Here is a 19738-nt window from a genome sequence, read left to right as displayed (position 1 = left end):
GTACGCGTCAGGCCGCGACGGCGCGAGCCCGTCGGGTGATCGCGTCCACCAGCACCTGCGGCTCGTGGTCGGGGATCCAGTGGCTGACCCCCTCCAGGACGACGAGCTCGTACGGCGCGTCCACGTGCTGGGGCGTGAGATCGACCCCCTTGCGGCCGAGGGCCACGTCGCCCGTGCTCCAGACCATGGTCGTGGGCACCCGCACCCTCCCCTGCACCGAGCTCATCGAGAACGGGAGGCCGCGGTAGTAGCCGAGGCCACCGGCGAGGGCACCGCCGTCGATCATCTCGGCCTGGAACCGCTCACGGAGCCCACGGTCCATGCCCGCGTGGGCGAGAGCGCGCTCCCGGACCCCCTTCGCCCGCGTGAGCACCAGCTCGGGCACGACCGGCAGCTGGAAGAAGCCCATGTACCAGGACTTCAGCAGCTGCGTGCTGCGCAGCATCGACGCCATGAAGGCGGCCGGGTGCGGGACCGAGACCGCCGTCCAGGACTGCAGGAGCTCGGGTCGGGAGGCAGCGACGTACCAGCCGATGGCCGAACCCCAGTCGTGGCCCACGAGGTGCACGGGCTTGCCGACGATCTCGAGGAGCGCGGCCACGTCGGCGGCGATGAGGTCACCGGCATAGGCCTTGCGGCCACGGGGACGGGCACCCGGGGAGTAGCCGCGCAGGTCGGGGGCGATGGTGCGGTACCCCTCCGCGTGCAGGAGCTCGCTCACCCGCTCCCACGAGGTCGCCTTCTGCGGGAACCCGTGCAGCAGCACCACCGGGTCTCCCCCGATCGGCCCGGTGTCGGTGACGTCGAACGTCAGACCGTCGTGGGAGTACGTGTGGATGCGTCGCGCAGGAGACATGCCGCGAGCATACCGACGGTACGCGTCAGCGCCAGTGCCTCGCGGTCCACGATCGTGGACGCCCAGCCTCCGCAGACCCCGACCACAGGTTCACCACAGGGTGGGCAGCCACCGTGGACGAGGTCCGTCACACCACCAGGAGGAGACCCATGAACAGCTCGACCGCAGCACGCATCGGCATCGCCGGGATCGTCGCCGGAGCCGGACTGGCCGCCGGCGGCATCACCGTCGCGTCCGCCGAGGACACCGCCGGGAGCACCGCGAGCTCCAGCGCCCACCCGGGCGGTCATCGCGGCGGACCCGGCGTCCTCGCCGAGACGCTCGCCGAGGAGCTCGACCTGGAGCAGTCCGACGTCGAGGACGCGCTCGCCGCCGTCCGCGAGGACCTGCGCCCCGACGCGCCCGCCGAGGGCGAGAAGCCGACCCCGCCCTCCGACGCGGAGCGAGCCGACCGCCAGGCCGCCCTCGCCAAGGCTCTCGCGAAGGAGCTCGACGTCTCCGAGGCGAAGGTCGAGTCCGCGCTCGCCGTCGCCGAGAAGAAGGCCGAGAGCAACCGCGAGGAGCGTCAGGCCGAGAGCCGCACCGCCCTCGTCGAGCGCCTCGACGCCGCCGTCGAGGACGGAACGCTCACCGAGGCCGACAAGACGTCGGTGCTCAAGGCGTACGACGCCGAGCTGCTGGGCGGTGGGCCGGGGCTGGGTGGGCCGGGTGGGCGTGGTGGGCCGAAGGCCGACGCCGCGTCCTGACGGTCCGGCCCGTCGCCGGCCCTCGCGCGATGGTCTTCCGAGTCGGGACGGTCACGCTGTGCGCGGCCTGGCATGGACGGGTGGGGAGCTGCCGGGATCCCTCCGCAGGGCGCCTTCGGCGCGAGGGGGTGGGGCCCACTCGATTCACGGTGCCTGATTCACGATCGACGAAGACCCCCACGACACGACGAAGACCCCCACCCGAGCGTGTCGGGTGGGGGTCTTCGTCGATCGTGGAGCTGCCGGGAATCGAACCCGGGTCCTTTGGCGCTGAGTCAGGTCTTCTCCGGGTGCAGTGCGTCATGTCGCTTTTCTCAGCCCTGGTGCTCGGACGAACACGTCACCAACAGGCTCAGTCACGAAAAAGTCCCGATCGCGTCACGTGACGCTACGCGATCAGCAAGTCCCCTAGATGAGACAGACGATCCGGGACGGGGACGCTCCCGGGTCTGCCCTTCACCAGTCGCTGTCAGGCAGCGAGGGCGAAGTCAGTGCGCTTGGAATCGGCACTTGTGGTTTGCGACGAACGTTAAAGAGATGACGTCGCGTTCTCTACCCGCTTCTCCTGAGTCGAACGACCAAAGTCGAAACCGATCAGCCCCTCTTGAGTTGTCAACCGACACCCACCTTCACAGGCACGGTGTCTCCATCACTGTACAACCGCGCGACGACACCGCGCATTCCTCGCGCCACCGAACCCCACCATCGGTGGATGCGCAACGTCAGCAGGACTCCTGCGGTTGCGCATCCACCGATGCGGGCGGTGCCGGGCCCTACGGCCGGATCGGCTCTAGCCGAAGACGGACTGCGCCCACTCCGGGTGGTCGATGAACGGGTTGCGGTTGCCCTGGTAGCGGGTGTCGATGAGGTCGTTGCGCCGCTGCTCCGCCGCCGACGGCGGGTCCTGCGCGTGCCACTGCAGCAGCACCGAGATCCGACCGAGGTAGGGCGTCGTGCCGTTGACCTGGTTGTTGGCCTCCAGGTCGGCGAACCCGTCACCACCCTCGTAGCGCACCGCCATGTACATGACCATGCGCGCCACGTCGCCCTTCACCGCGGCCGGCGGCTCGAACGAGTCACCGTCGGTCAGGCACGACGAGCAGCCGCTCACCGACGACCCGCCCGCGTCGAAGTCCTTGTTGCCGCGGGTGCCGTTCACCTGCACGTCCTCAGGACGCAGGTGGTGCAGGTCGGTGCCGGGGCCGGTCGACGTCCCGAAGTCCCCGTGCGACTGCGGCCAGACGTGCTCGCGGTTCCAGTCACCGACGTTGCCGCCGTTCGCGGACTTCGAGCGCGAGACCTGCGAGTAGAAGAGCTTCACGTTGCTGCTGTTGGCGGGGTCCTGGTCGGTGACCTTCAGGGCCTCCCAGACGACCGAGTACGAGATCCGCGTCTGCACCGAGATGATGTCGTGCAGCTCGTCCTTCAGCGCCGCGCCGCTGAGGCCCTGAGCACTGTCGTAGTAGCCGGGCTCCGGTGCGGCGTCGGCCGCCCGCGGCAGCACGGCGAGGACGAGCGTGATGATGATGGCCAGGCCGGCGTGTCGGGGCGTGCGTCGGCTCGTGGCCGCGCACCCCCGCCCGGCTCCCCCGAGTCGAGTCATGGGCACCACCCCACACCATCGGGTCGTCCGTGACCAGACCGGCGACCGGACGTTCACCTGATCGTCACGCTCGGCGGGCGGCTACACGGAGGTCGGGGCGCGGTCCGGGTCGGCCGAGCGTCCGTGCACCAGGGCAGCGGCGCAGCCCGCAGCCACCACGAGGAGCCCGACGCAGATCCACGTGCCGACGCGGAAGCCCGGCCCGAAGACGTCGGGCGAGGCGAAGTCCGGTCCCGCGATGCCCGCGAGCGGCGGGATCGCGGCCACCGCGAGGAGGCCTGCCGTCCGCGAGACCGCGTTGTTGATGCCCGAGGCGATGCCGGCCTGGTCGTCCGGTGCGGCAGCGAGCACCGCCGTGGTGAGCGGCGCCACCAGCAGGGTGAGGCCGAGCCCCATGAGCACCGCTCCGGGGAGCACGTCGAGCCAGAAGCTCGCGTCGGCACCGATGCGCAGGTACAGCAGCAGGCCCGCCGCCGACAGCAGCGGCCCCACGGTCATCGGGACACGGGGTCCGATGCGCTGGCCCAGGGCACCCGCCCGCGAGGAGAACAGCAGCATGAGCACGGTCAGGGGCAGCGTCGCGAGGCCCGCCTCGAGCGGGGAGTACCCGGCCACGTACTGCAGCTGCAGCACCAGCAGGAACATGGAGCCGCTGAGCGCGCCGTAGATGGCGAAGGTGCAGATGTTCGCCGCCGTGAACACGCGGTCGGCGAACAAGGACAGCGGCACCAGCGCGTGCGGAGCGCGCCACTGGTGCACCACGAAGGCGACCAGCAGGGCCAGGCCCGCGAGGCTCGGGACCCACTCCTGCTGGACCAGTCCGTAGGTCAGGAAGGCCAGGGTGCCGACCGTCAGCAGCGAGCCCTCGACGTCGAGTCGCTCCTGCGCACCCGTCGACTCCGGGACGTGCCGCCACGTGACCCAGACGACCGCAGCGGCCAGGGGCAGGTTGATCCAGAAGACCGATCGCCAGCCCACGGCGTCGACGAGCGTGCCGCCGACGAGCGGACCGAGCGCCGTCGTGACGCCGGCCAGGCCCGACCAGAGGCCGATGGCGCGGCCCCGGTCGTCGGGGTGGATCGATGCCGAGATGATCGCGAGGCTGCCCGGCGTCAGCAGGGCCCCGCCGACCCCCTGCAGCCCACGAGCCGCCACGAGCACCTCGATCGTCGGCGCGAGCGCGCAGGCCAAGGACGCCACGGCGAACCACACGACGCCGACGAGGAAGACCCGACGTCGGCCCCACCGGTCGCCGAGCGAGCCACCGACGAGGATGAGGGCGGCCAGCGTGAGCGTGTAGGCGTTGACCGTCCACTGCAGGCCCGCCACGCCCGCGTCGAGGTCCCCGTCGATGGCGGGCAGGGCCAGGTTGACGATGGATCCGTCGAGGAACGCCATGCCCGTGCCGAGGACCATCGCCGCGACGAGCCACCGTCCCGCGGCGGAGTCGAGCCTCACGCCGTGTAGCCGAACAGGTCGGCGCCGTTGTGCCAGAGCACACGACGCAACCAGTCCTCGCCGAGGTCGAGTCGCTGGAGCACCTCGACCTGGTGGGCGTAGGGGTACGGGATGTTCGGGAAGTCGGTGCCCAGCAGGATCCGGTCACCCAGGTCCGCGAGCCTGGGCGCGATGTCGACCGGTGGCGGGCCGTCCCAGAAGTCCACGAGCGCCATCGTCACGTCGAGGCGGACGTCGGGGTGGGCGTCGGCGAGGTCGAGGAACGCCGCGTACTCGGGCATGCCGAGGTGCGCCACGATGATCCGCAGGCCCGGGAAGCGCTCCAGCACCCGGGCCAGACCGTCGGGCCCGGTGTGGGTGCCCGGGGCGGGTCCGGAACCGGCGTGCAGCACCACGGGGGTGCCGCTCTCGGCGAGCGTGCCCCACACGGGGTCGAGGAGCGGGTCGTCGGCGGCGAAGTCGCCGACCTGCAGGTGAGCCTTGAAGACCTCGACCCCACCCTCGACGAGCCCCGGCACGTAGGACGCCGCCTCGACCTCGGGGTAGAAGGTGGCCGAGCGCAACGCCTCGGGCACACGGTCGGCGAAGCCCAGCGTCCACTCGTTCATGAAGGTCGCGACCCCGGGCCGGTGCGCGTACGACAGGGCGGAGAAGTGCTTGACGCCCATCGCGCGCAGCTGCTCGACGCGTTCCTCGTCGCTCCCCCGGTACGCGATCGGCCACGCACGACCGAGCATGGGGCCCGCGGCGTCGAAGTAGGCCCACACCTTGGCGAGCACCTTCGGGTGCATGAAGTGCACGTGCACGTCGAACAGGCCCGGCAGCCCGAGGTCGTCGGCCAACCCCGGGAGGTCGGCGTCGGACAGCGTCACTACCGGATGCCCTTGATCTTGCGTCCGATCTCGCGCTGGGCGTCGGCCTTGGCCTGCCGCTCGGCGATCGCGTGCCGCTTGTCGTACTGCTTCTTGCCTCGCGCCAGGGCGATCTCGACCTTCGCGCGGCCGTCGAGGAAGTACAGGGCGAGAGGCACGATCGTCAGGCCCTTGGCCTGGATGCGCTGCTCGATCTTGTCGATCTCCTGGCGGTTGAGCAGCATCTTGCGGCGACGCCGGGTCTCGTGGTTGGTCCACGTGCCCTGGCTGTACTCCGGGATGTGGACCTGGATCAGCCACGCCTCGCCGTTCGCGATCTCGCCGAAGCCGTCGACCAGGGACGCGCGACCGGCACGCAACGACTTCACCTCGGTCCCCGTGAGGACCAGTCCGGCCTCGTAGGTGTCCTCGATGTGGTAGTCGTGGCGCGCCTTCTTGTTCTGCGCGATGAGCTTGCGCCCGGTCTCCTTGGCCACCGACCCATCCTAGGGGGTCGGACCCGACGTCCTCGTCAGAGCCAGCTCATCGGGTTGGTCGTGCCGCCGTTCGCCAGCACCATGAAGTGCAGGTGGCACCCCGTGGAGTAGCCGGTGCTGCCGACGTAGCCGATGACCTCGCCACGCGAGACCTTCGCGCCGCTGCCGCGGGCGAACCGCGACATGTGGTTGTAGGTCGTCACGATGCTCTTGCCGCGCTTGACGCCGTTGGCGAGGATCACGCGGTTGCCGTACCCGGCGTTGTAGTACTGCTGGATGATCGTGCCGCTCGCGGCCGCGCGGATCGGCGTGCCGCAGCCGACGCCGAAGTCGGTGCCGTCGTGCAGCTTGTACACGCCCGTGATCGGGTGGCGACGCATGCCGTAGGGCGAGGTGACCGGCCCGCTCACGGGGTAGGAGAGCGCACCGCCCTTGTCGCCCCCGGAGACGCCTCCACTGGTGCCGCCGCCCTTGCCGCCCTTGTTGGCCTTCTCGAGCTCGCGCCGGGCGAGCTCCTCCAGCTGGGACTGCAGACGGTTGCGCTCGGCCTCGTACGCGGCCAGGAGCTTGGCGTCCTCGGCCCGTGCGGCCTTCGCGGCGGTGCTGGCACTCGCGCGGGCGTCGACGAGCTCGCCGACCTCGGCGGCCTGCGCCTCGGCGGCCGCCTCCAGCTCGGTCATCTTCTGCAGGTTGGCGGCGGCGGCCTTGCGGGCCACGGCCACCTGGTCGCGCAGCTCCTCGACCTTGTCGCGGTTGAGTCGCAGCATCACCTTGGCGGCCGCGAGCTTCTGCATGCGCGAGACCTGCGCGTCGCCCACGGAGGCGTTGAGGCTCATCCGGTCGGTGAACGTGGTGGGGCTCTCGCCGCCCAGCAGCTCGCCGAAGGCGCGCATGCCGCGGTCGCCGTCCTGCACGGTCTCCACGGTGAAGGCGGCGACGGACTCCTCGGACTTCTTGAGCCGCTTCTCGCCCTTCTTCAGGGCGGCGACGGCCTTGTCGAGCGCCGCCTCGCTGCGGTCGAGCTCGGCCTGCATCCGCGTGTCCTCGGCCTGCGAGACCGCCAGCTGACCGCGGGTCTCACCGAGCGTGGCGCGTGCCGAGGTCAGCTTCGACTGCGCCGCCTCGAGAGCGGCGGCGGCCTTGTTGTAGGCCGCGCTGGAGGAGTCGAGGGCCTTCTGGGCGCCGTCGATCTTGCCGCTGACGCCCTTCTTCTGCCGCTCGAGGTCGTCCTTCTTGTCGGCCAGGACGGGGTTCGTGAAGCCGACGACGATCAGGCTCGCCGCCAGGGCCGCGACCACTGCGCGGACGAGGTGGCGGCGGGGGGCATGACGACGGGCCGCGGGTCGAGGATCGCGGGACGTGGGCACAGACATGGGACCTCGGCGTTGGGGAAGGAATGGTGCGAGGCAGGCCGCCGGCCATCTCTCGATGAGGCGGATGGTGCGGTTGTTACTGGTGTGACTCTAAGCCATGGTGCTCAGACGTCAAGATACTTCCGCGTCATCACGAGGGTCGGGACCAGCGCGAGCAGCAGGGCCAGGACCGTCGTGTAGCCCATGACGGCGGCGGCCTCCTGCCATCGGATCCAGGTCGTCAGCTCGCCCAGCGTGGTGCGCAGGTAGCCGTAGACGACGAACCACATGAAGGCGGCCAGCCCGGCGGCCGCCAGGGCCGCCGACAGCACCGCGGCCAGCATCGACTCCAGCACGAACGGCAGCTGGATGTGCCAGCTGGACGCTCCGACCAGGCGCATGATGCCGATCTCGCGGCGTCGCGCATAGGCGGTCATGCGGATGGTGTTGGAGACCTGGAGGATGGCCGCGACGATGAGCAGGAGCGACGTGGCGAGGGCGGCCCAGCGCATCTTGTCGAGGATCTCGAACAGCGGCCCGAGCAGCTTCTTGAGCGACTGCACGTTGCCGACGCCGTCCATGCCCGAGACCTGGCTGACGAGGCCGTCGAACTCCTGCGGGTCGTTGAGCGTGACGAAGTAGGACTCCGGGAAGTCGGCCGGCTCGACCGTCTCGAGCTGGGCCTTGCCGCTGTCGGTCTGGCCGAGCAGCTCACGTGCCTTGTCGTAGTTCTCCTGCGGGGAGCGCACGTCGTAGGACTTGACCTCGGGGTTCGTGGAGAGCGCCTCCTGGACCGCCGCGGTCTGCTCGTCGGTGGCCGCCCCGCCCACGCACGTCGGCGCGGTGGAGTTGTCGGTGCACAGGTTGACCTGCACCTGCAGCTTGTCGCCGTAGAACTGCTCGGTGCGGTCGGCCTGGCTCTGCAGCAGCAGGCCGAGGGCGGCCAGCAGCAGCGAGACGGTCATGGTGACGATCAACGAGATCGTCATGGACGTGTTGCGGGACAGGCTCGCGCGGAGCTCGCTCATGATGGTGCGCACGGTGATCGCCTCAGGACTGGTAGCCGTAGATGCCGCGGGCCTCGTCGCGCACGACGCGCCCCTCGTCGAGCTCGATGACGCGCTTGCGCATCTGGTCGACGATCGAGGAGTCGTGGGTGGCCATGACGACAGTGGTGTCGGTGCGGTTGATGCGGTCGAGCAGCTTCATGATGCCGACGCTGGTGGTGGGGTCGAGGTTGCCGGTGGGCTCGTCGGCGATGAGGATCATCGGCCGGTTCACGAACGCCCGGGCGATGGCCACGCGCTGCTGCTCACCACCGGAGAGCTCGTCGGGCATGCGGTGCCCCTTGCCCTCCAGGCCGACCATCTCCAGGGTCTCGGGCACGAGCGTGTCGATCTCGGAGCGGTGCTTGCCGATGACCTGCAGCGCGAAGGCCACGTTCTCGTGGACCGTCTTGTTCGGCAGGAGGCGGAAGTCCTGGAACACGGTGCCGACCTGACGGCGCAGCTTGGGCACCTTCCAGCTGGAGAGCTTGTTGATCTCCTTGCCCGCCACGTGCACCCGGCCGGTGGTGGGCCGGGCCTCGCGGAGGACGAGCCGCAGGAAGGTGGACTTGCCCGACCCCGAGGACCCGACGAGGAAGACGAACTCCCCCTTCTCGATCTCCAGGTCGACGGCGTCCAGGGCAGGACGCTTCTGGCCCGGGTAGGTCTTGGTGACCTTGTCGAAGCGAATCACCCGTCGAGTCTAGGCAGGTCGATCCACGTCACCCTGCAGACTCGCCCGCCGTGGGTACGGTGAGCAGATGCCGCTCCGACTGCCTGACCCGCGCCGCCTGCCCGAGCTGGTCGACACGGCGACGTCGGCGCTGCCACGCGCACTCGGCCTGCTCGACGCGGCCGAGGACCTGGTGCGGCGGGCCCATCGCCTGGTCGACGACATCGACGCCACCCGGGCCGCGGCGGACGCCGTGGTGGTGCGGACCGCCGGCACGGTGGCCAGCGTGCAGCCGACACTGGACCGCGCCCAGGCCATGGTCGAGACGTTCGGGCCTGTGCTCGACGACCTCGCGCCGATCGCGAAGAACCTGATGCCCACGCTGCAGCGGATCTCCGAGACCACGTCGCCCGAGGAGATCGAGGCGCTGGTCGGGCTCATCGACCACCTGCCGATGCTCGTCGACAAGCTCGAGGCCGACATCGTGCCGATCCTCGAGGACATGCGGAACGTGGGGCCCGACATCCACGCCCTGCTGGACACCGCCACCGACCTGGCGGCGATGCTCGAGAAGGTGCCGGGGCTCAACCGTCGTCGCCGCGACGTCGACTAGGCAGGGCGCGCGGCGAGGACGGCCGAGGGTCCCGACGGGATCGCTCAGGCCGTGCGCTGGGACGCGCCCTGCGCGACGAAGGCGTCTACGGCGGCCGGCGACAGCACCTCGTCGATCACCATGGCGCCGGCACCGATGACGCCCCCGAGGCTGCCGACGGTGGTGGCGACGATGCGCAGGTGGTTGGTGGCGAGCGGGAGCGACCGCTCGTAGACGACCTCGCGGACGCCGGCGAGCAGGTACTCCCCCGCCTCCGACAGCTTGCCGCCGATGACGATCACCGACGGGTTGAGCAGGTTGACGCAGGTGGCCAGCACCTCGCCGAGGCTGCGGCCGGCGTCGCGCACGGCGTTGAGCGCCACGACGTCGCCGCGGTTGACCGCGTCGACGATGTCCTGGGACGTCTCGACGGACAGACCCTGCTCCCGCAGACGTGCCGCCACGGCGGGCCCGGCGGCCACGGCCTCGAGGCAGCCGGTGTTGCCGCAGCGGCAGTGAGCGTCGGCCGCGTCGGAGACCCGCACGTGCCCGAGGTCGCCCGCCGACCCGAGGGCGCCGCGCAGCAGCTGGCCGTCGGACACGATGCCCGCCCCGATGCCGGTGGCGACCTTGACGAGCAGCAGGTGCTCGCCGCGGTGGCCGCGCACGTGCTCGCCGAGCGCCATCAGGTTCACGTCGTTGTCCACGAGGACCGGACCGGAGAACGTGCGGCCGAGGTGTCCGGGGACGTCGAAGTCGTGCCAGCCGGGCATGATCGGCGGACTCACCGGTCGACCGACGGCGTGCTCGACCGGACCGGGCAGACCGATCCCCACGCCGGCGACGTCGGACACCGGGCGTCCGCGGTCGGCGAGCAGCTCGAGCCCGATCGAGGTGACCCGGTCCAGCACGACGGTGGGGCCGTCCGCGACGTCGCACGGAACCGTCCGCTCGACGAGGACCTCGCCGGCGAGGTCGAGCAGGGCGACGCTCGCGTGCGAGGCACCCAGGTCGACCGCCAGGACGACGCGCGCCTCGCCGTGGAAGCGGAACCGGGTGGGCGGCCGACCGCCGGTGGAGACGGTCTCGCCGGTCGGGCGCAGGAGCCCGACGGCCAGCATCGCGTCGACCCGCGCCGTGACGGGGGCCCGCCCCAGCGCCGACCGCTGGCTGAGCTCGGCTCGCGTCCAGGCCTGCCCGTCGCGCAGGTGCTGGAAGAGATCGCCGACGCCGACCAGCGTGGTCGGCAGCGACGACGACGTCATGACCATGAGTCTCCCACACCCCTTCTGTCGGTCCGGATCAGCAGATAAGTCGAACACAATCAGACTTTTGCTTGACGAGCAACAAAAGAGGTGACTAGGGTCACAGCCATGCCCACCCCCCAGGCACCGCCCCTGCTCGAGATGCGCGGGATCGTCAAGGAGTTCCCCGGAGTCCGGGCGCTCGACGGCGTCGACCTCGTCGTGCGCGCCGGTGAGGTGCACTGCCTCCTGGGCCAGAACGGTGCGGGCAAGTCGACGCTCATCAAGGTGCTCGCCGGGGCGCACGGCGTGGACGCCGGCACCATCACCTGGCGCGGCGAGGACGTGACGTTCGCGGGCCCGCAGGCCGCGCTCGACACCGGCATCGCCACCATCTACCAGGAGCTCGACCTCGTCGACGGCCTGAGCGTCGCCGACAACATCTTCCTCGGCCACGAGATGTCCCGCGGCGGCGTCACCCGCACCGTCGAGGCGAACCGGGCCGCCCGCGCCCTTCTCGAGCGCCTCGGCCACGCGGAGATCCGACCCGGTCGCGAGGTGGGCAGCCTCTCGGCGGCCGGCAAGCAGATCGTCTCCATGGCCCGTGCGCTCTCGCGCGACGCCCAGGTCATCGTCATGGACGAGCCGTCCGCCGTGCTCGACCCCGACGAGGTCGACGGCCTCTTCCGCGTCGTCGAGGACCTGCGCGCAGCCGGGACGGCCATCATCTACATCTCCCACCGCCTCGAGGAGATCCGGCGCATCGGCGACCGGCTCACCGTCCTCAAGGACGGGCGCACCGTGGCCGGTGACCTGTCGGCGAAGGACACGCCCACGTCCGAGCTCATCACCCTCATGACCGGCCGCGAGGTCTCCTCCGTCTTCCCCGAGCGCCCCGTCGTCACCGGCACCGAGCCGCTGCTGCGCGTCGAGGGGCTCACCCGCACGGGCGAGTTCGAGGACGTCAGCTTCGACGTGCGGCCCGGCGAGGTCGTCGGGATCGCCGGCCTGGTCGGCGCGGGTCGCAGCGAGATCCTCGAGACCGTCTTCGGTGCCCGACGCGCCCACCGCGGCACCGTGACCGTCGACGGCACCGACCTGCGGAACGGCTCCGTGCCGGCGGCGGTCCGCGCCGGCATCGGCCTGTGCCCCGAGGAGCGCAAGTCGCAGGGTCTGGTGCTCGACGACCTCGTCTACCGCAACGTCTCGCTCGCGAGCCTCGGTCGCTTCGCGCGGCTCGGCGTCAGCACCGAGGGCGAGGAGCTCGCCGCGGCCCACGCCGCCACGCGCTCGGTCGACGTCCGACCCGACGCCCCCACCCGTGTCGTGCGAACGCTGTCGGGTGGGAACCAGCAGAAGGTCGTCCTGGCGCGCTGGCTGCTGCGCGGCTGCAAGGTGCTGCTGCTCGACGAGCCCACCCGCGGCGTCGACGTCGGCGCGCGGGCCGAGATCTACGCGCTCGTGCGCACCCTCGCCGACGAGGGTGTCGCCGTCGTCGTGGTCTCGAGCGACCTCGACGAGGTGATCGGTCTGTCGCACCGCGTGCTCGTCGTGGCCGACGGCCGCGTCGTCCACCACTCCCCCGCCGACGCGATCGACGCGTCCGGCGTCCTCGAACGCATCCTCGCCGTGCACGAGCACGGTGCGGACCATCCGACCACGACCGACCAGAGAGGCGACGTCGCGTGACCGTCACCCCCGATCCCTCAGGCAGCACCGCCCACGACAGCGGCAAGGACCCGGCCCTCTCGGTCCCGGCCCCCTCCCGCCGGTCGATGTCCGCGGGCTCCGGCCTCGGCCGCAACCTCGGCCTCGTCGTCGCGCTCCTGCTGCTGTGCATCATCGGCGTCGCGACGTCGGGCGAGCGCTTCGCGAGCGTCGACAACATGCTCACCGTGCTGCGCGCCGCGTCCGTCATCGGCGTCGTCTCCATCGGGATGACGTTCGTCATCACCGGCGGCGGCATCGACCTCTCCGTGGGCGCGATCGTGGCGCTCTCCTCGGTGTGGGCCACCACCACCGGCACGCAGGCCATGGCCGACGACATCGGCTGGGTCGCGATGGTCTTCGCCGCCGTGGTGGTGGGTGCCGCCTGCGGCGCGGTCAACGGGCTGCTGGTCGCGTACGGCCGCATCGTGCCCTTCATCGCCACCCTGGCGATGCTCGCCGCGGCCCGGGGCCTCGCGGAGATCATCTCCGACCGCAAGACCCAGATCATCCGGAACCAGGGCTTCACCGACCTCTTCGGCTCCGAGCCGCTCGGCATCCCCTTCATCGTCGTGATCTTCGTCGTCGTGGCGGCAGGCGGCTGGTTCCTGCTGAACCGCACGACCTTCGGCCGACGGACCTTCGCGGTCGGCGGCAACCCCGAGGCAGCGCGCCTGGCCGGCATCAAGGTCCAGCGCCACACCGTGTACCTCTACGCCCTGCTCGGCACCACGTGCGGCATCGCCGCCGTGATGCTCATGTCGCGCACCACCACCGGCACGTCGACGCACGGCCAGCTCTACGAGCTCGACGCCATCGCCGCCGTCGTGATCGGCGGCACGCTGCTCAGCGGCGGCCGCGGGACCGTGACCGGGACGCTCTTCGGCGTCCTGATCTTCACCGTCCTCACCAATGTCTTCACGCTCAACAACCTGTCGATCTCGGCCCAGGCCGTCGCCAAGGGCGTGATCATCGTGATCGCTGTGCTCCTGCAGCAGCGGATCGCGAACCGCACCACCACATAACCCCCACCCAGGAGTGTCATGACCACGATCCGCCCCCGCCGCCGCACGGTCGCCGCCTTCGGCGCCCTCGCTGCCGCCACGCTCGTCCTCGGCGCCTGCACCAACAGCTCCGACGACTCCGGCTCCACCGGAGCCAGCAAGAGCAACACCGACAACGACAAGTCCGGTGACACCGTCACCATCGGCTTCTCCGCCCCTGCGGCCGACCACGGCTGGATGGGTGCGATCACGAGCTCGGCGAAGGCCCAGGCCGAGCAGTACGACGACGTCGACCTGAAGGTCGCCGAGGGCACGAACGAGGTCGGCCTGCAGATCTCGCAGGTGGAGACCTTCATCAACGACAAGGTCGACGCGATCGTGCTGCTGCCGTTCGACGGCGCCGCCATGACGCCGGTCGCGCTCAAGGCGATGGAGGCCGGCATCCCGGTCATCAACGTCGACCGCGAGTTCGACTCCCCCTTCGCCGCCCGCACCACGGTGCTCGGCGACAACTACGGCATGGGCGTCTCGGCCGGCACCTACGTGTGCGAGCAGGCCGCGGGCGACGAGGACAAGGTCGTCGCGGAGATCGCGGGCATCGACTCCCTGCCCCTGACGCAGGAGCGCTCGAAGGGCTTCTCCGACGCCCTGAAGAAGTGCGGTCTCGAGGTCGAGAACCGCGTCGCCGCCGAGTTCACGGTCGAGTCCGGCGAGCGCGTGGCCTCGAACCTGCTCCAGGCCGCTCCGAAGATCGACTACCTCTGGAACCACGACGACGACCAGGGTGTCGGCGTGCTCGCCGCGATCAAGAACGCCAACCGCGACGAGTTCGTCATGATCGGTGGCGCCGGCTCGGCCAACGTCATGCGCGACATCAAGTCCGACGACACGGTGCTCAAGGCGACGGTCATCTACCCGTCGACGCAGGCCGCCGACGGCATCAAGCTGGCGCGTCTGATCGCGCAGGGCAAGTCGATGTCCGACCTCGCCGAGGTGGAGGTGCCCCGCAAGGTGCAGCTGGCTGCTCCGGTCGTCACGAAGGACAACGTGGACGAGTACATGGACTCCGCCTTCGAGTCCTGAGCCCCACCACCCGGGCCCGCCCGCACCGACTCCATGCGGTGCGGGCGGGCCCCCTTCACGACGAGGACACACATGAGCGAGACGACGAACGGGCCCACGAACGAGCTGGGTGTCGCGATGGTGGGGTACGCCTTCATGGGCGCCGCGCACTCGCAGGCCTGGCGCACCGCACCGGCCTTCTTCGACCTCCCCCGACGACCCCGCCTGGCCGCGATCTGCGGACGTGACGCCGACGCCGCGGGCGCCGTGGCCGATCGGTTCGGCTGGGAGTCCGTGGAGACCGACTGGCGTCGGCTCCTGGAGCGCGACGACATCGATGTCATCGACATCTGCACGCCGGGCGACACTCACGCGGAGATCGCGATCGCCGCCCTCGAGGCCGGCAAGCACGTCCTGTGCGAGAAGCCGCTGGCCAACACCGTCGAGGAGGCCGAGGCGATGGCCGAGGCCGCAGCGGCCGCGTCGGCCCGGGGTGTGCGCGCCATGGTGGGCTTCACCTACCGCAGGGTCCCCGCGGTCTCGCTGGCGCAGCGCATCGTGGCGTCGGGACGCCTCGGCACCATCCGGCACGTGCGTGGCCAGTACCTCCAGGACTGGCTGGTCGACGAGGACGCCCCGATGAGCTGGCGTCTGGACAAGAGCAAGGCCGGGTCGGGCGCGCTGGGCGACATCGGCGCCCACGTCATCGACATGGCCCAGTTCGTGACCGGCAGCGCCATCACGACCGTCAGCGGCCTGATGGAGACCTTCGTGACGAGCCGTCCGGTCGCGGGCGAGCGCGCGACGCTCGGGGGCACCGGTGGTTCGGGCGAGCGGGCCGACGTGACCGTCGACGACGCCGCCGCGTTCACCGCCCGCTTCGACGACGGCGCCCTCGGCGTGTTCGAGGCGACCCGGTTCGCCACGGGTCGCAAGAACGCCCTGCGTCTGGAGGTCAACGGCTCGCTCGGGTCGATCGCCTTCGACTTCGAGGACATGAACGTCCTCGAGCTGCACGACGCGACGCTGCCCGCCGAGGAGGCCGGGTTCCGCCGCATCCTCGTCACCGAGGCCGACCACCCCTACGTCGCCGCCTGGTGGCCTCCGGGCCACGGACTCGGCTACGAGCACGGCTTCACCCACCAGGTCGTCGACCTGGTGCACCACATCGCCGAGGGCACCGACCCGACCCCGTCGTTCGCCGACGGGCTCACCGTGCAGCGGGTGCTCGCGGCCGTCGAGGCCAGCAGCGACGCCGCCGGCACCATCCAGAAGACGGGAGCATGACGATGGCACGACCGATCACGCTGTTCACCGGCCAGTGGGCCGACCTGCCCTTCGAGCAGGTGGCCGAGCTGGCCGCCGGCTGGGGCTACGACGGTCTGGAGATCGCCTGCTGGGGCGACCACCTCGACCCCTGGGCCGCCGTGGAGGACCCGGACTACATCGCGACGCGCAAGGAGATCCTCGACCGCCACGGTCTGCAGGTCTTCGCGATCTCCAACCACCTCAAGGGCCAGGCGGTCTGCGACGACCCGATCGACCAGCGCCACCAGGACATCGTCGGCTCACGCGTGTGGGGCGACGGAGACCCCGAGGGCGTCCGTCAGCGCGCCGCCGAGGAGATGAAGAACACCGCCCGCGCAGCCCGCATGCTCGGCGTCGACACGGTGGTCGGCTTCACCGGCTCGTCGATCTGGAAGTACGTGGCCATGTTCCCGCCGGCCACGCAGGCCATGGTCGACGCGGGCTACCAGGACTTCGCCGACCGCTGGAACCCCATCCTCGACGTGTTCGACGAGGAGGGCGTGCGCTTCGCCCACGAGGTGCACCCCAGCGAGATCGCCTACGACTACTGGACCACGCAGCGCGCGCTCGAGGCCGTCGGCCACCGGCCGGCGTTCGGGCTCAACTGGGACCCGTCGCACTTCGTGTGGCAGGACCTCGACCCGCTCGGCTTCCTGTGGGACTTCCGCGAGCGGATCTACCACGTGGACTGCAAGGACGCGAAGAAGCAGGTGGGCAACGGACGCAACGGCATCCTCGGCTCCCACCTGCCGTGGGCCGACCCGCGACGCGGCTGGGACTTCGTGTCCACCGGTCGCGGTGACGTGCCGTGGGAGGCGTGCTTCCGCATGCTGAACACCATCGGCTACGACGGTCCGGTGTCGGTGGAGTGGGAGGACGCCGGCATGGACCGTCTGCTCGGCGCACCGGAGGCGCTGGAGTACGTGCGCCGCAACCTGTTCGACGCGCCGGACGCGGCGTTCGACGCGGCGTTCAGCTCCGGCGACTGACCGCACGATCACCCGCCCACCGATCTCGGGGGACTCGACCCTGTCACCGCACGGTGGCAGGGTCGAGTCATGCCCGACCTCATCGGAAGCGACCCCGTCAAGAGCGACACCCTCAGGACCGACACCGTCAAGGACGACCTGCACCGCTACCTCCACGGGGCGCGCGACGCCCTGCGCTTCAAGATCGACGGGCTCGGCGAGCTCGACGCCCGCCGCAGCCTCACCCCCACCGGGCTCAGCCTGCTCGGTCTCGTGCACCACACGGCGGTCTGCGCCGCCGAGTACTTCGGCGTGGTCTTCGACCGGCCCTTCCCCGAGCCGACGCCCGACGTCGACGCCGACCCGCACGCCGACTTCGTGGTCCCGTCCGAGGTCTCGCTGGAGGACGCACTGGCCTACGTCGACCGTGCGTGGGCGCACGCCGACGCCACGATCGAGGCGGTCGCGCTCGACGCCGAGGGCACTGTGCCCTGGTGGACCGGTCCGCGAGCCCGGGTCACGCTGCACCAGGCCATGGTGCACATGATCGCCGAGGCCCACCGCCACGCCGGGCACGCCGACGTGCTGCGCGAGGGTCTCGACGGCACCGCGGGCCTGCGCCCGGACTCCACCAACCTGCCCGACGGCACGGACTGGCCCGAGCACGTGGCACGGGTCGACCGCGTGGCCCACGAGGCAGCGGCCCGTGCCGTCGGACCCACGGCCTGAGGCGTCGCTCAGGCCCAGGCGCCGAGCTTCTCGGGGTTGACCGTGATCCACACGTCGTGGATCACCTCGCGCACGTCGAAGGCGACCACACCGGCGACTTCGGACCCTCGTCGGACCAGGACACCGGTGCGGCCCTCGACACCGACCGGCTCGAAGGTGAGGTCGGCGTCCTTCGCCGCCAGGCCGAGCAGGAAGCGGGCCACGTGGTCGGGGCCGCGCACCACGTTGCGCGCGGCCCGCACGATGCCGCCTCCGTCCGACGCCAGCGAGACGTCGGGGTCGAGAAACGGCAGCAGCTGGGCGATGTCACCGGTGGCGCAGGCCGCGAGGAAGGACCGCACCACCGCGTCGTGGTCCCGCGCGGCGGCCTCGCGCCGACGTCGCTCGCGCAGGTCGGCACGAGCCGCCGAGGCCAGCTTGCGACAGGCCTGCGGTGAGCGGCCCACCACCGCCGCGACCTCGTCGAACGGCAGCCCGAAGACGTCGTGCAGCACGAACGAGACTCGCTCGGCCGGGGTCAACGACTCCAGCAGCACCATGACCGCCGACGTCACCTGGTCGTCCAGCGTCACCCGGTCGGCGGGGTCGCTCAGCGCATCGAGGTCGGGCAGCGGCTCGGGCAGCCACGGACCGACGTACCGCTCCCGACGAGCCCTCGCGGAGCCGAGCTGGTCCAGGCAGACACGGCTCACCACCGTGGTGAGCCACGCGCCCGGACGTCGGACGGCGGCGCGCTCGGCGTCGTCGAGCCGGTACCAGCGTGCATAGGCCTCCTGCACGGCGTCCTCGGCGTCCGCCCGCGTGCCCAGCAGTCGGAAGGCGGTGGCCAGGAGCCGCTCACGCTCCTCGAGCGCCGGACCCAGGGACGGTTCACTCATCAAGTCATCATCGCTGGTCATCGGACGGCGTCCGGAGTGATGCTCGACAGCCAGGTCTCGAAGCTGGTCGTGCCGTGGTCGGCGCCGTCGCGCGTGAGCAGCGAACCGTTGCGCATGCCACGACCGAGCGGACCGGGCAGCGGCAGGGCGAGGACGGGCCGGCGGTCACCGGCCCGTCGCGCGTACGCCCGCACCATGTCGACCATGCGGCGGACGTCGGGGCCGCCCAGGTCGGTGGCCCGTCCGACCGGCTCGCCGGCGGCGAGGGTGACGAGACGCTCGGCCACCTCGCGAGCCGCGACGGGCTCGCTGCGCATGACCGGGACGAGCACCAGGGGTCCGACGGTGACCTGCCCGTGCAGCTGCTGGGCGAACTCGTGGAACTGGGTCGCGCGCAGGATCGTCCAGCGCACGGCACCGGACTCGACGAGCTGCTCCTGGTGAACCTTGCCGACGTAGTAGCCGCCTGCGGCCCGGTCGCTGCCCACGATGCCGAGCATCACGTGGTGCGCCACGCCCGCGCGCTCCCCTGCTGCGAGGAGGTTCCGGGTCACGGCGTCGAAGAAGGCGCGCGACTCGTGTGCGTCCTGGGTGGCGGTCGAGGTCACGTCGACCACGGCGTCGACGCCGGCGAGCGCGGACTCGAGTCCGTCACCCGTGGTCAGGTCGACCCCCGTCGCGCGAGCCAGGACCACGACCTCGTGTCCCCGTTCGCGCGCGACGTCGACGACGTGCCTCCCGACCATGCCGGTTCCTCCGGCGACGGCGATCTTCATGGTGCCTTCCTTCCTGTCGGCCGCGCGGGCACGACCAAGGGTGCGGCGAGCACCACGGTGGCGCTCAGTGCGACGACCTGGCCGACGACGTCCCGGACGGTGAAGCCGTCCAGGTGCGCCAGGTGGTAGGTCAGGTGCGGGATCGAGAACACGAGCCACGCCACGCCGATCACGCGACCACCGTCGGCTCGGTGGCTCGCGGCGGCCACCACGCTCGCGACGGCCATGCCGACGTAGAGCGTGCCGACGTCGCGGACCAGGTGCTCGTTGTAGGGGCCGTCCACCGCGACCCACACCGAGCCGAGGCCTGGGAACGTGTCGTAGAAGGAGCGCGGCGCAGCGGCCGCCCACAGCCCGACGTAGAGCCCGATGACCGCGGTCACCAGCA

Annotated in this window: 20 protein-coding genes and 1 other RNA gene; 8 read left to right on the top strand and 13 right to left on the bottom strand. The window is 71.1% G+C overall.

Annotated features, from left to right (window positions below; translation table 11 throughout):
* Window positions 1-7: 7 nt before the first annotated feature.
* Complete coding sequence (locus RQG84_RS01500; protein WP_311208545.1) at window positions 8-856, bottom strand: alpha/beta fold hydrolase; 849 nt, start codon at window positions 854-856, stop codon at window positions 8-10.
* A gap of 149 nt (window positions 857-1005) precedes the next feature.
* Between RQG84_RS01500 and RQG84_RS01495 the strand changes: the two genes are divergently transcribed.
* Window positions 1006-1602 (top strand): hypothetical protein, encoded by a 597-nt coding sequence (locus RQG84_RS01495; RefSeq protein WP_311208544.1) that lies wholly within the window; start codon window positions 1006-1008, stop codon window positions 1600-1602.
* Window positions 1603-1833: 231 nt separating this feature from the next.
* On the opposite strand, the gene ssrA is transcribed toward RQG84_RS01495, so the two are convergent.
* The 8 genes from ssrA to ftsE form a co-directional block, all read right to left on the bottom strand.
* Window positions 1834-2204: a transfer-messenger RNA gene (gene ssrA, locus RQG84_RS01490) on the bottom strand.
* Between the two features lie 188 nt (window positions 2205-2392).
* Entirely contained in the window at window positions 2393-3205 is an 813-nt protein-coding gene (locus tag RQG84_RS01485) for an endonuclease (protein WP_311208543.1), read from the bottom strand.
* A gap of 81 nt (window positions 3206-3286) precedes the next feature.
* Window positions 3287-4663 carry an MFS transporter gene (locus tag RQG84_RS01480; protein WP_311208542.1) on the bottom strand — a complete coding sequence of 459 codons (1377 nt, stop codon included), beginning with the start codon at window positions 4661-4663 and terminating at the stop codon, window positions 3287-3289.
* A complete protein-coding gene (locus RQG84_RS01475; protein WP_311208541.1) occupies window positions 4660-5535 on the bottom strand; it encodes an amidohydrolase family protein in 876 nt (291 codons plus the stop codon). Before RQG84_RS01475 ends, RQG84_RS01480 begins: the two co-directional genes overlap by 4 nt.
* Window positions 5535-6011, bottom strand: coding sequence for an SsrA-binding protein SmpB (smpB, locus tag RQG84_RS01470; protein WP_055968797.1), 477 nt, complete (start codon window positions 6009-6011; stop codon window positions 5535-5537). Before smpB ends, RQG84_RS01475 begins: the two co-directional genes overlap by 1 nt.
* A gap of 35 nt (window positions 6012-6046) precedes the next feature.
* Window positions 6047-7384 (bottom strand): peptidoglycan DD-metalloendopeptidase family protein, encoded by a 1338-nt coding sequence (locus RQG84_RS01465; RefSeq protein ID WP_311208540.1) that lies wholly within the window; start codon window positions 7382-7384, stop codon window positions 6047-6049.
* 104 nt (window positions 7385-7488) lie between these two features.
* Window positions 7489-8391: a permease-like cell division protein FtsX gene (gene ftsX / locus RQG84_RS01460; protein ID WP_156364646.1), complete on the bottom strand. Its 903-nt coding sequence runs from the start codon at window positions 8389-8391 to the stop codon at window positions 7489-7491.
* A gap of 22 nt (window positions 8392-8413) precedes the next feature.
* Entirely contained in the window at window positions 8414-9103 is a 690-nt protein-coding gene (gene ftsE / locus RQG84_RS01455; RefSeq protein WP_056552262.1) for a cell division ATP-binding protein FtsE, read from the bottom strand.
* A 67-nt stretch (window positions 9104-9170) separates the two neighbouring features.
* On the opposite strand from ftsE, the gene RQG84_RS01450 reads away from it, so the two are divergent.
* Window positions 9171-9695, top strand: a complete 525-nt coding sequence (locus RQG84_RS01450; RefSeq protein ID WP_311208539.1) for a hypothetical protein — start codon at window positions 9171-9173, stop codon at window positions 9693-9695.
* A 44-nt stretch (window positions 9696-9739) separates the two neighbouring features.
* Here RQG84_RS01450 and RQG84_RS01445 read toward each other — a convergent pair whose 3' ends face one another.
* The gene (locus RQG84_RS01445) at window positions 9740-10939 is read right to left on the bottom strand and encodes an ROK family protein (RefSeq protein ID WP_311208538.1); all 1200 of its coding nucleotides are present in this window, start codon (window positions 10937-10939) and stop codon (window positions 9740-9742) included.
* A 108-nt stretch (window positions 10940-11047) separates the two neighbouring features.
* Between RQG84_RS01445 and RQG84_RS01440 the strand changes: the two genes are divergently transcribed.
* The 6 genes from RQG84_RS01440 to RQG84_RS01415 all read left to right on the top strand — a co-directional run bounded on the left by RQG84_RS01440 (window position 11048) and on the right by RQG84_RS01415 (window position 17696).
* Window positions 11048-12607, top strand: a complete 1560-nt coding sequence (locus RQG84_RS01440) for a sugar ABC transporter ATP-binding protein (RefSeq protein ID WP_311208537.1) — start codon at window positions 11048-11050, stop codon at window positions 12605-12607.
* Window positions 12604-13650, top strand: coding sequence for an ABC transporter permease (locus RQG84_RS01435; RefSeq protein WP_311208536.1), 1047 nt, complete (start codon window positions 12604-12606; stop codon window positions 13648-13650). Before RQG84_RS01440 ends, RQG84_RS01435 begins: the two co-directional genes overlap by 4 nt.
* Window positions 13651-13668: 18 nt before the next feature.
* A complete protein-coding gene (locus RQG84_RS01430) occupies window positions 13669-14712 on the top strand; it encodes a substrate-binding domain-containing protein (RefSeq protein WP_311208535.1) in 1044 nt (347 codons plus the stop codon).
* A 72-nt stretch (window positions 14713-14784) separates the two neighbouring features.
* Window positions 14785-15978: a Gfo/Idh/MocA family oxidoreductase gene (locus tag RQG84_RS01425; RefSeq protein ID WP_311208534.1), complete on the top strand. Its 1194-nt coding sequence runs from the start codon at window positions 14785-14787 to the stop codon at window positions 15976-15978.
* A 2-nt stretch (window positions 15979-15980) separates the two neighbouring features.
* Window positions 15981-16988 (top strand): sugar phosphate isomerase/epimerase, encoded by a 1008-nt coding sequence (locus RQG84_RS01420; protein ID WP_311208533.1) that lies wholly within the window; start codon window positions 15981-15983, stop codon window positions 16986-16988.
* Between the two features lie 69 nt (window positions 16989-17057).
* Window positions 17058-17696, top strand: coding sequence for a DinB family protein (locus RQG84_RS01415; protein ID WP_311208532.1), 639 nt, complete (start codon window positions 17058-17060; stop codon window positions 17694-17696).
* Between the two features lie 8 nt (window positions 17697-17704).
* Here the strand turns inward: RQG84_RS01415 and sigJ are convergent, their stop codons facing one another.
* The 3 genes from sigJ to RQG84_RS01400 are packed head-to-tail and all read right to left on the bottom strand — an operon-like array spanning window position 17705 to window position 19733.
* A complete protein-coding gene (sigJ, locus tag RQG84_RS01410) occupies window positions 17705-18574 on the bottom strand; it encodes an RNA polymerase sigma factor SigJ (protein ID WP_311208531.1) in 870 nt (289 codons plus the stop codon).
* Window positions 18575-18591: 17 nt separating this feature from the next.
* Window positions 18592-19350 carry an NAD(P)H-binding protein gene (locus tag RQG84_RS01405; RefSeq protein WP_311208530.1) on the bottom strand — a complete coding sequence of 253 codons (759 nt, stop codon included), beginning with the start codon at window positions 19348-19350 and terminating at the stop codon, window positions 18592-18594.
* Entirely contained in the window at window positions 19347-19733 is a 387-nt protein-coding gene (locus RQG84_RS01400) for a hypothetical protein (RefSeq protein WP_311208529.1), read from the bottom strand. Before RQG84_RS01400 ends, RQG84_RS01405 begins: the two co-directional genes overlap by 4 nt.
* Window positions 19734-19738: the final 5 nt, after the last annotated feature.

The organism is Aeromicrobium sp. WCS2018Hpa-31, from assembly GCF_031843905.1.
Classification (GTDB): domain Bacteria; phylum Actinomycetota; class Actinomycetes; order Propionibacteriales; family Nocardioidaceae; genus Aeromicrobium.
Note: the sequence above shows the minus strand (reverse complement) of the source record. Positions and strands in the feature narration are given on the sequence as shown.

What these genes read in the sequence shown, in the direction of transcription:
- RQG84_RS01440 (WP_311208537.1), top strand. Translation starts at nt 11,048, where the DNA reads ATGCCCACCCCCCAGGCACCGCCCCTGCTCGAGATGCGCGGGATCGTC.
- sigJ (WP_311208531.1), bottom strand. Translation starts at nt 18,574, where the DNA reads ATGAGTGAACCGTCCCTGGGTCCGGCGCTCGAGGAGCGTGAGCGGCTC.
- RQG84_RS01425 (WP_311208534.1), top strand. Translation starts at nt 14,785, where the DNA reads ATGAGCGAGACGACGAACGGGCCCACGAACGAGCTGGGTGTCGCGATG.
- RQG84_RS01485 (WP_311208543.1), bottom strand. Translation starts at nt 3,205, where the DNA reads ATGACTCGACTCGGGGGAGCCGGGCGGGGGTGCGCGGCCACGAGCCGA.
- RQG84_RS01430 (WP_311208535.1), top strand. Translation starts at nt 13,669, where the DNA reads ATGACCACGATCCGCCCCCGCCGCCGCACGGTCGCCGCCTTCGGCGCC.
- RQG84_RS01415 (WP_311208532.1), top strand. Translation starts at nt 17,058, where the DNA reads ATGCCCGACCTCATCGGAAGCGACCCCGTCAAGAGCGACACCCTCAGG.
- RQG84_RS01500 (WP_311208545.1), bottom strand. Translation starts at nt 856, where the DNA reads ATGTCTCCTGCGCGACGCATCCACACGTACTCCCACGACGGTCTGACG.
- RQG84_RS01465 (WP_311208540.1), bottom strand. Translation starts at nt 7,384, where the DNA reads ATGTCTGTGCCCACGTCCCGCGATCCTCGACCCGCGGCCCGTCGTCAT.
- ftsX (WP_156364646.1), bottom strand. Translation starts at nt 8,391, where the DNA reads ATGAGCGAGCTCCGCGCGAGCCTGTCCCGCAACACGTCCATGACGATC.
- RQG84_RS01495 (WP_311208544.1), top strand. Translation starts at nt 1,006, where the DNA reads ATGAACAGCTCGACCGCAGCACGCATCGGCATCGCCGGGATCGTCGCC.
- RQG84_RS01420 (WP_311208533.1), top strand. Translation starts at nt 15,981, where the DNA reads ATGGCACGACCGATCACGCTGTTCACCGGCCAGTGGGCCGACCTGCCC.
- RQG84_RS01450 (WP_311208539.1), top strand. Translation starts at nt 9,171, where the DNA reads ATGCCGCTCCGACTGCCTGACCCGCGCCGCCTGCCCGAGCTGGTCGAC.
- RQG84_RS01445 (WP_311208538.1), bottom strand. Translation starts at nt 10,939, where the DNA reads ATGACGTCGTCGTCGCTGCCGACCACGCTGGTCGGCGTCGGCGATCTC.
- RQG84_RS01405 (WP_311208530.1), bottom strand. Translation starts at nt 19,350, where the DNA reads ATGAAGATCGCCGTCGCCGGAGGAACCGGCATGGTCGGGAGGCACGTC.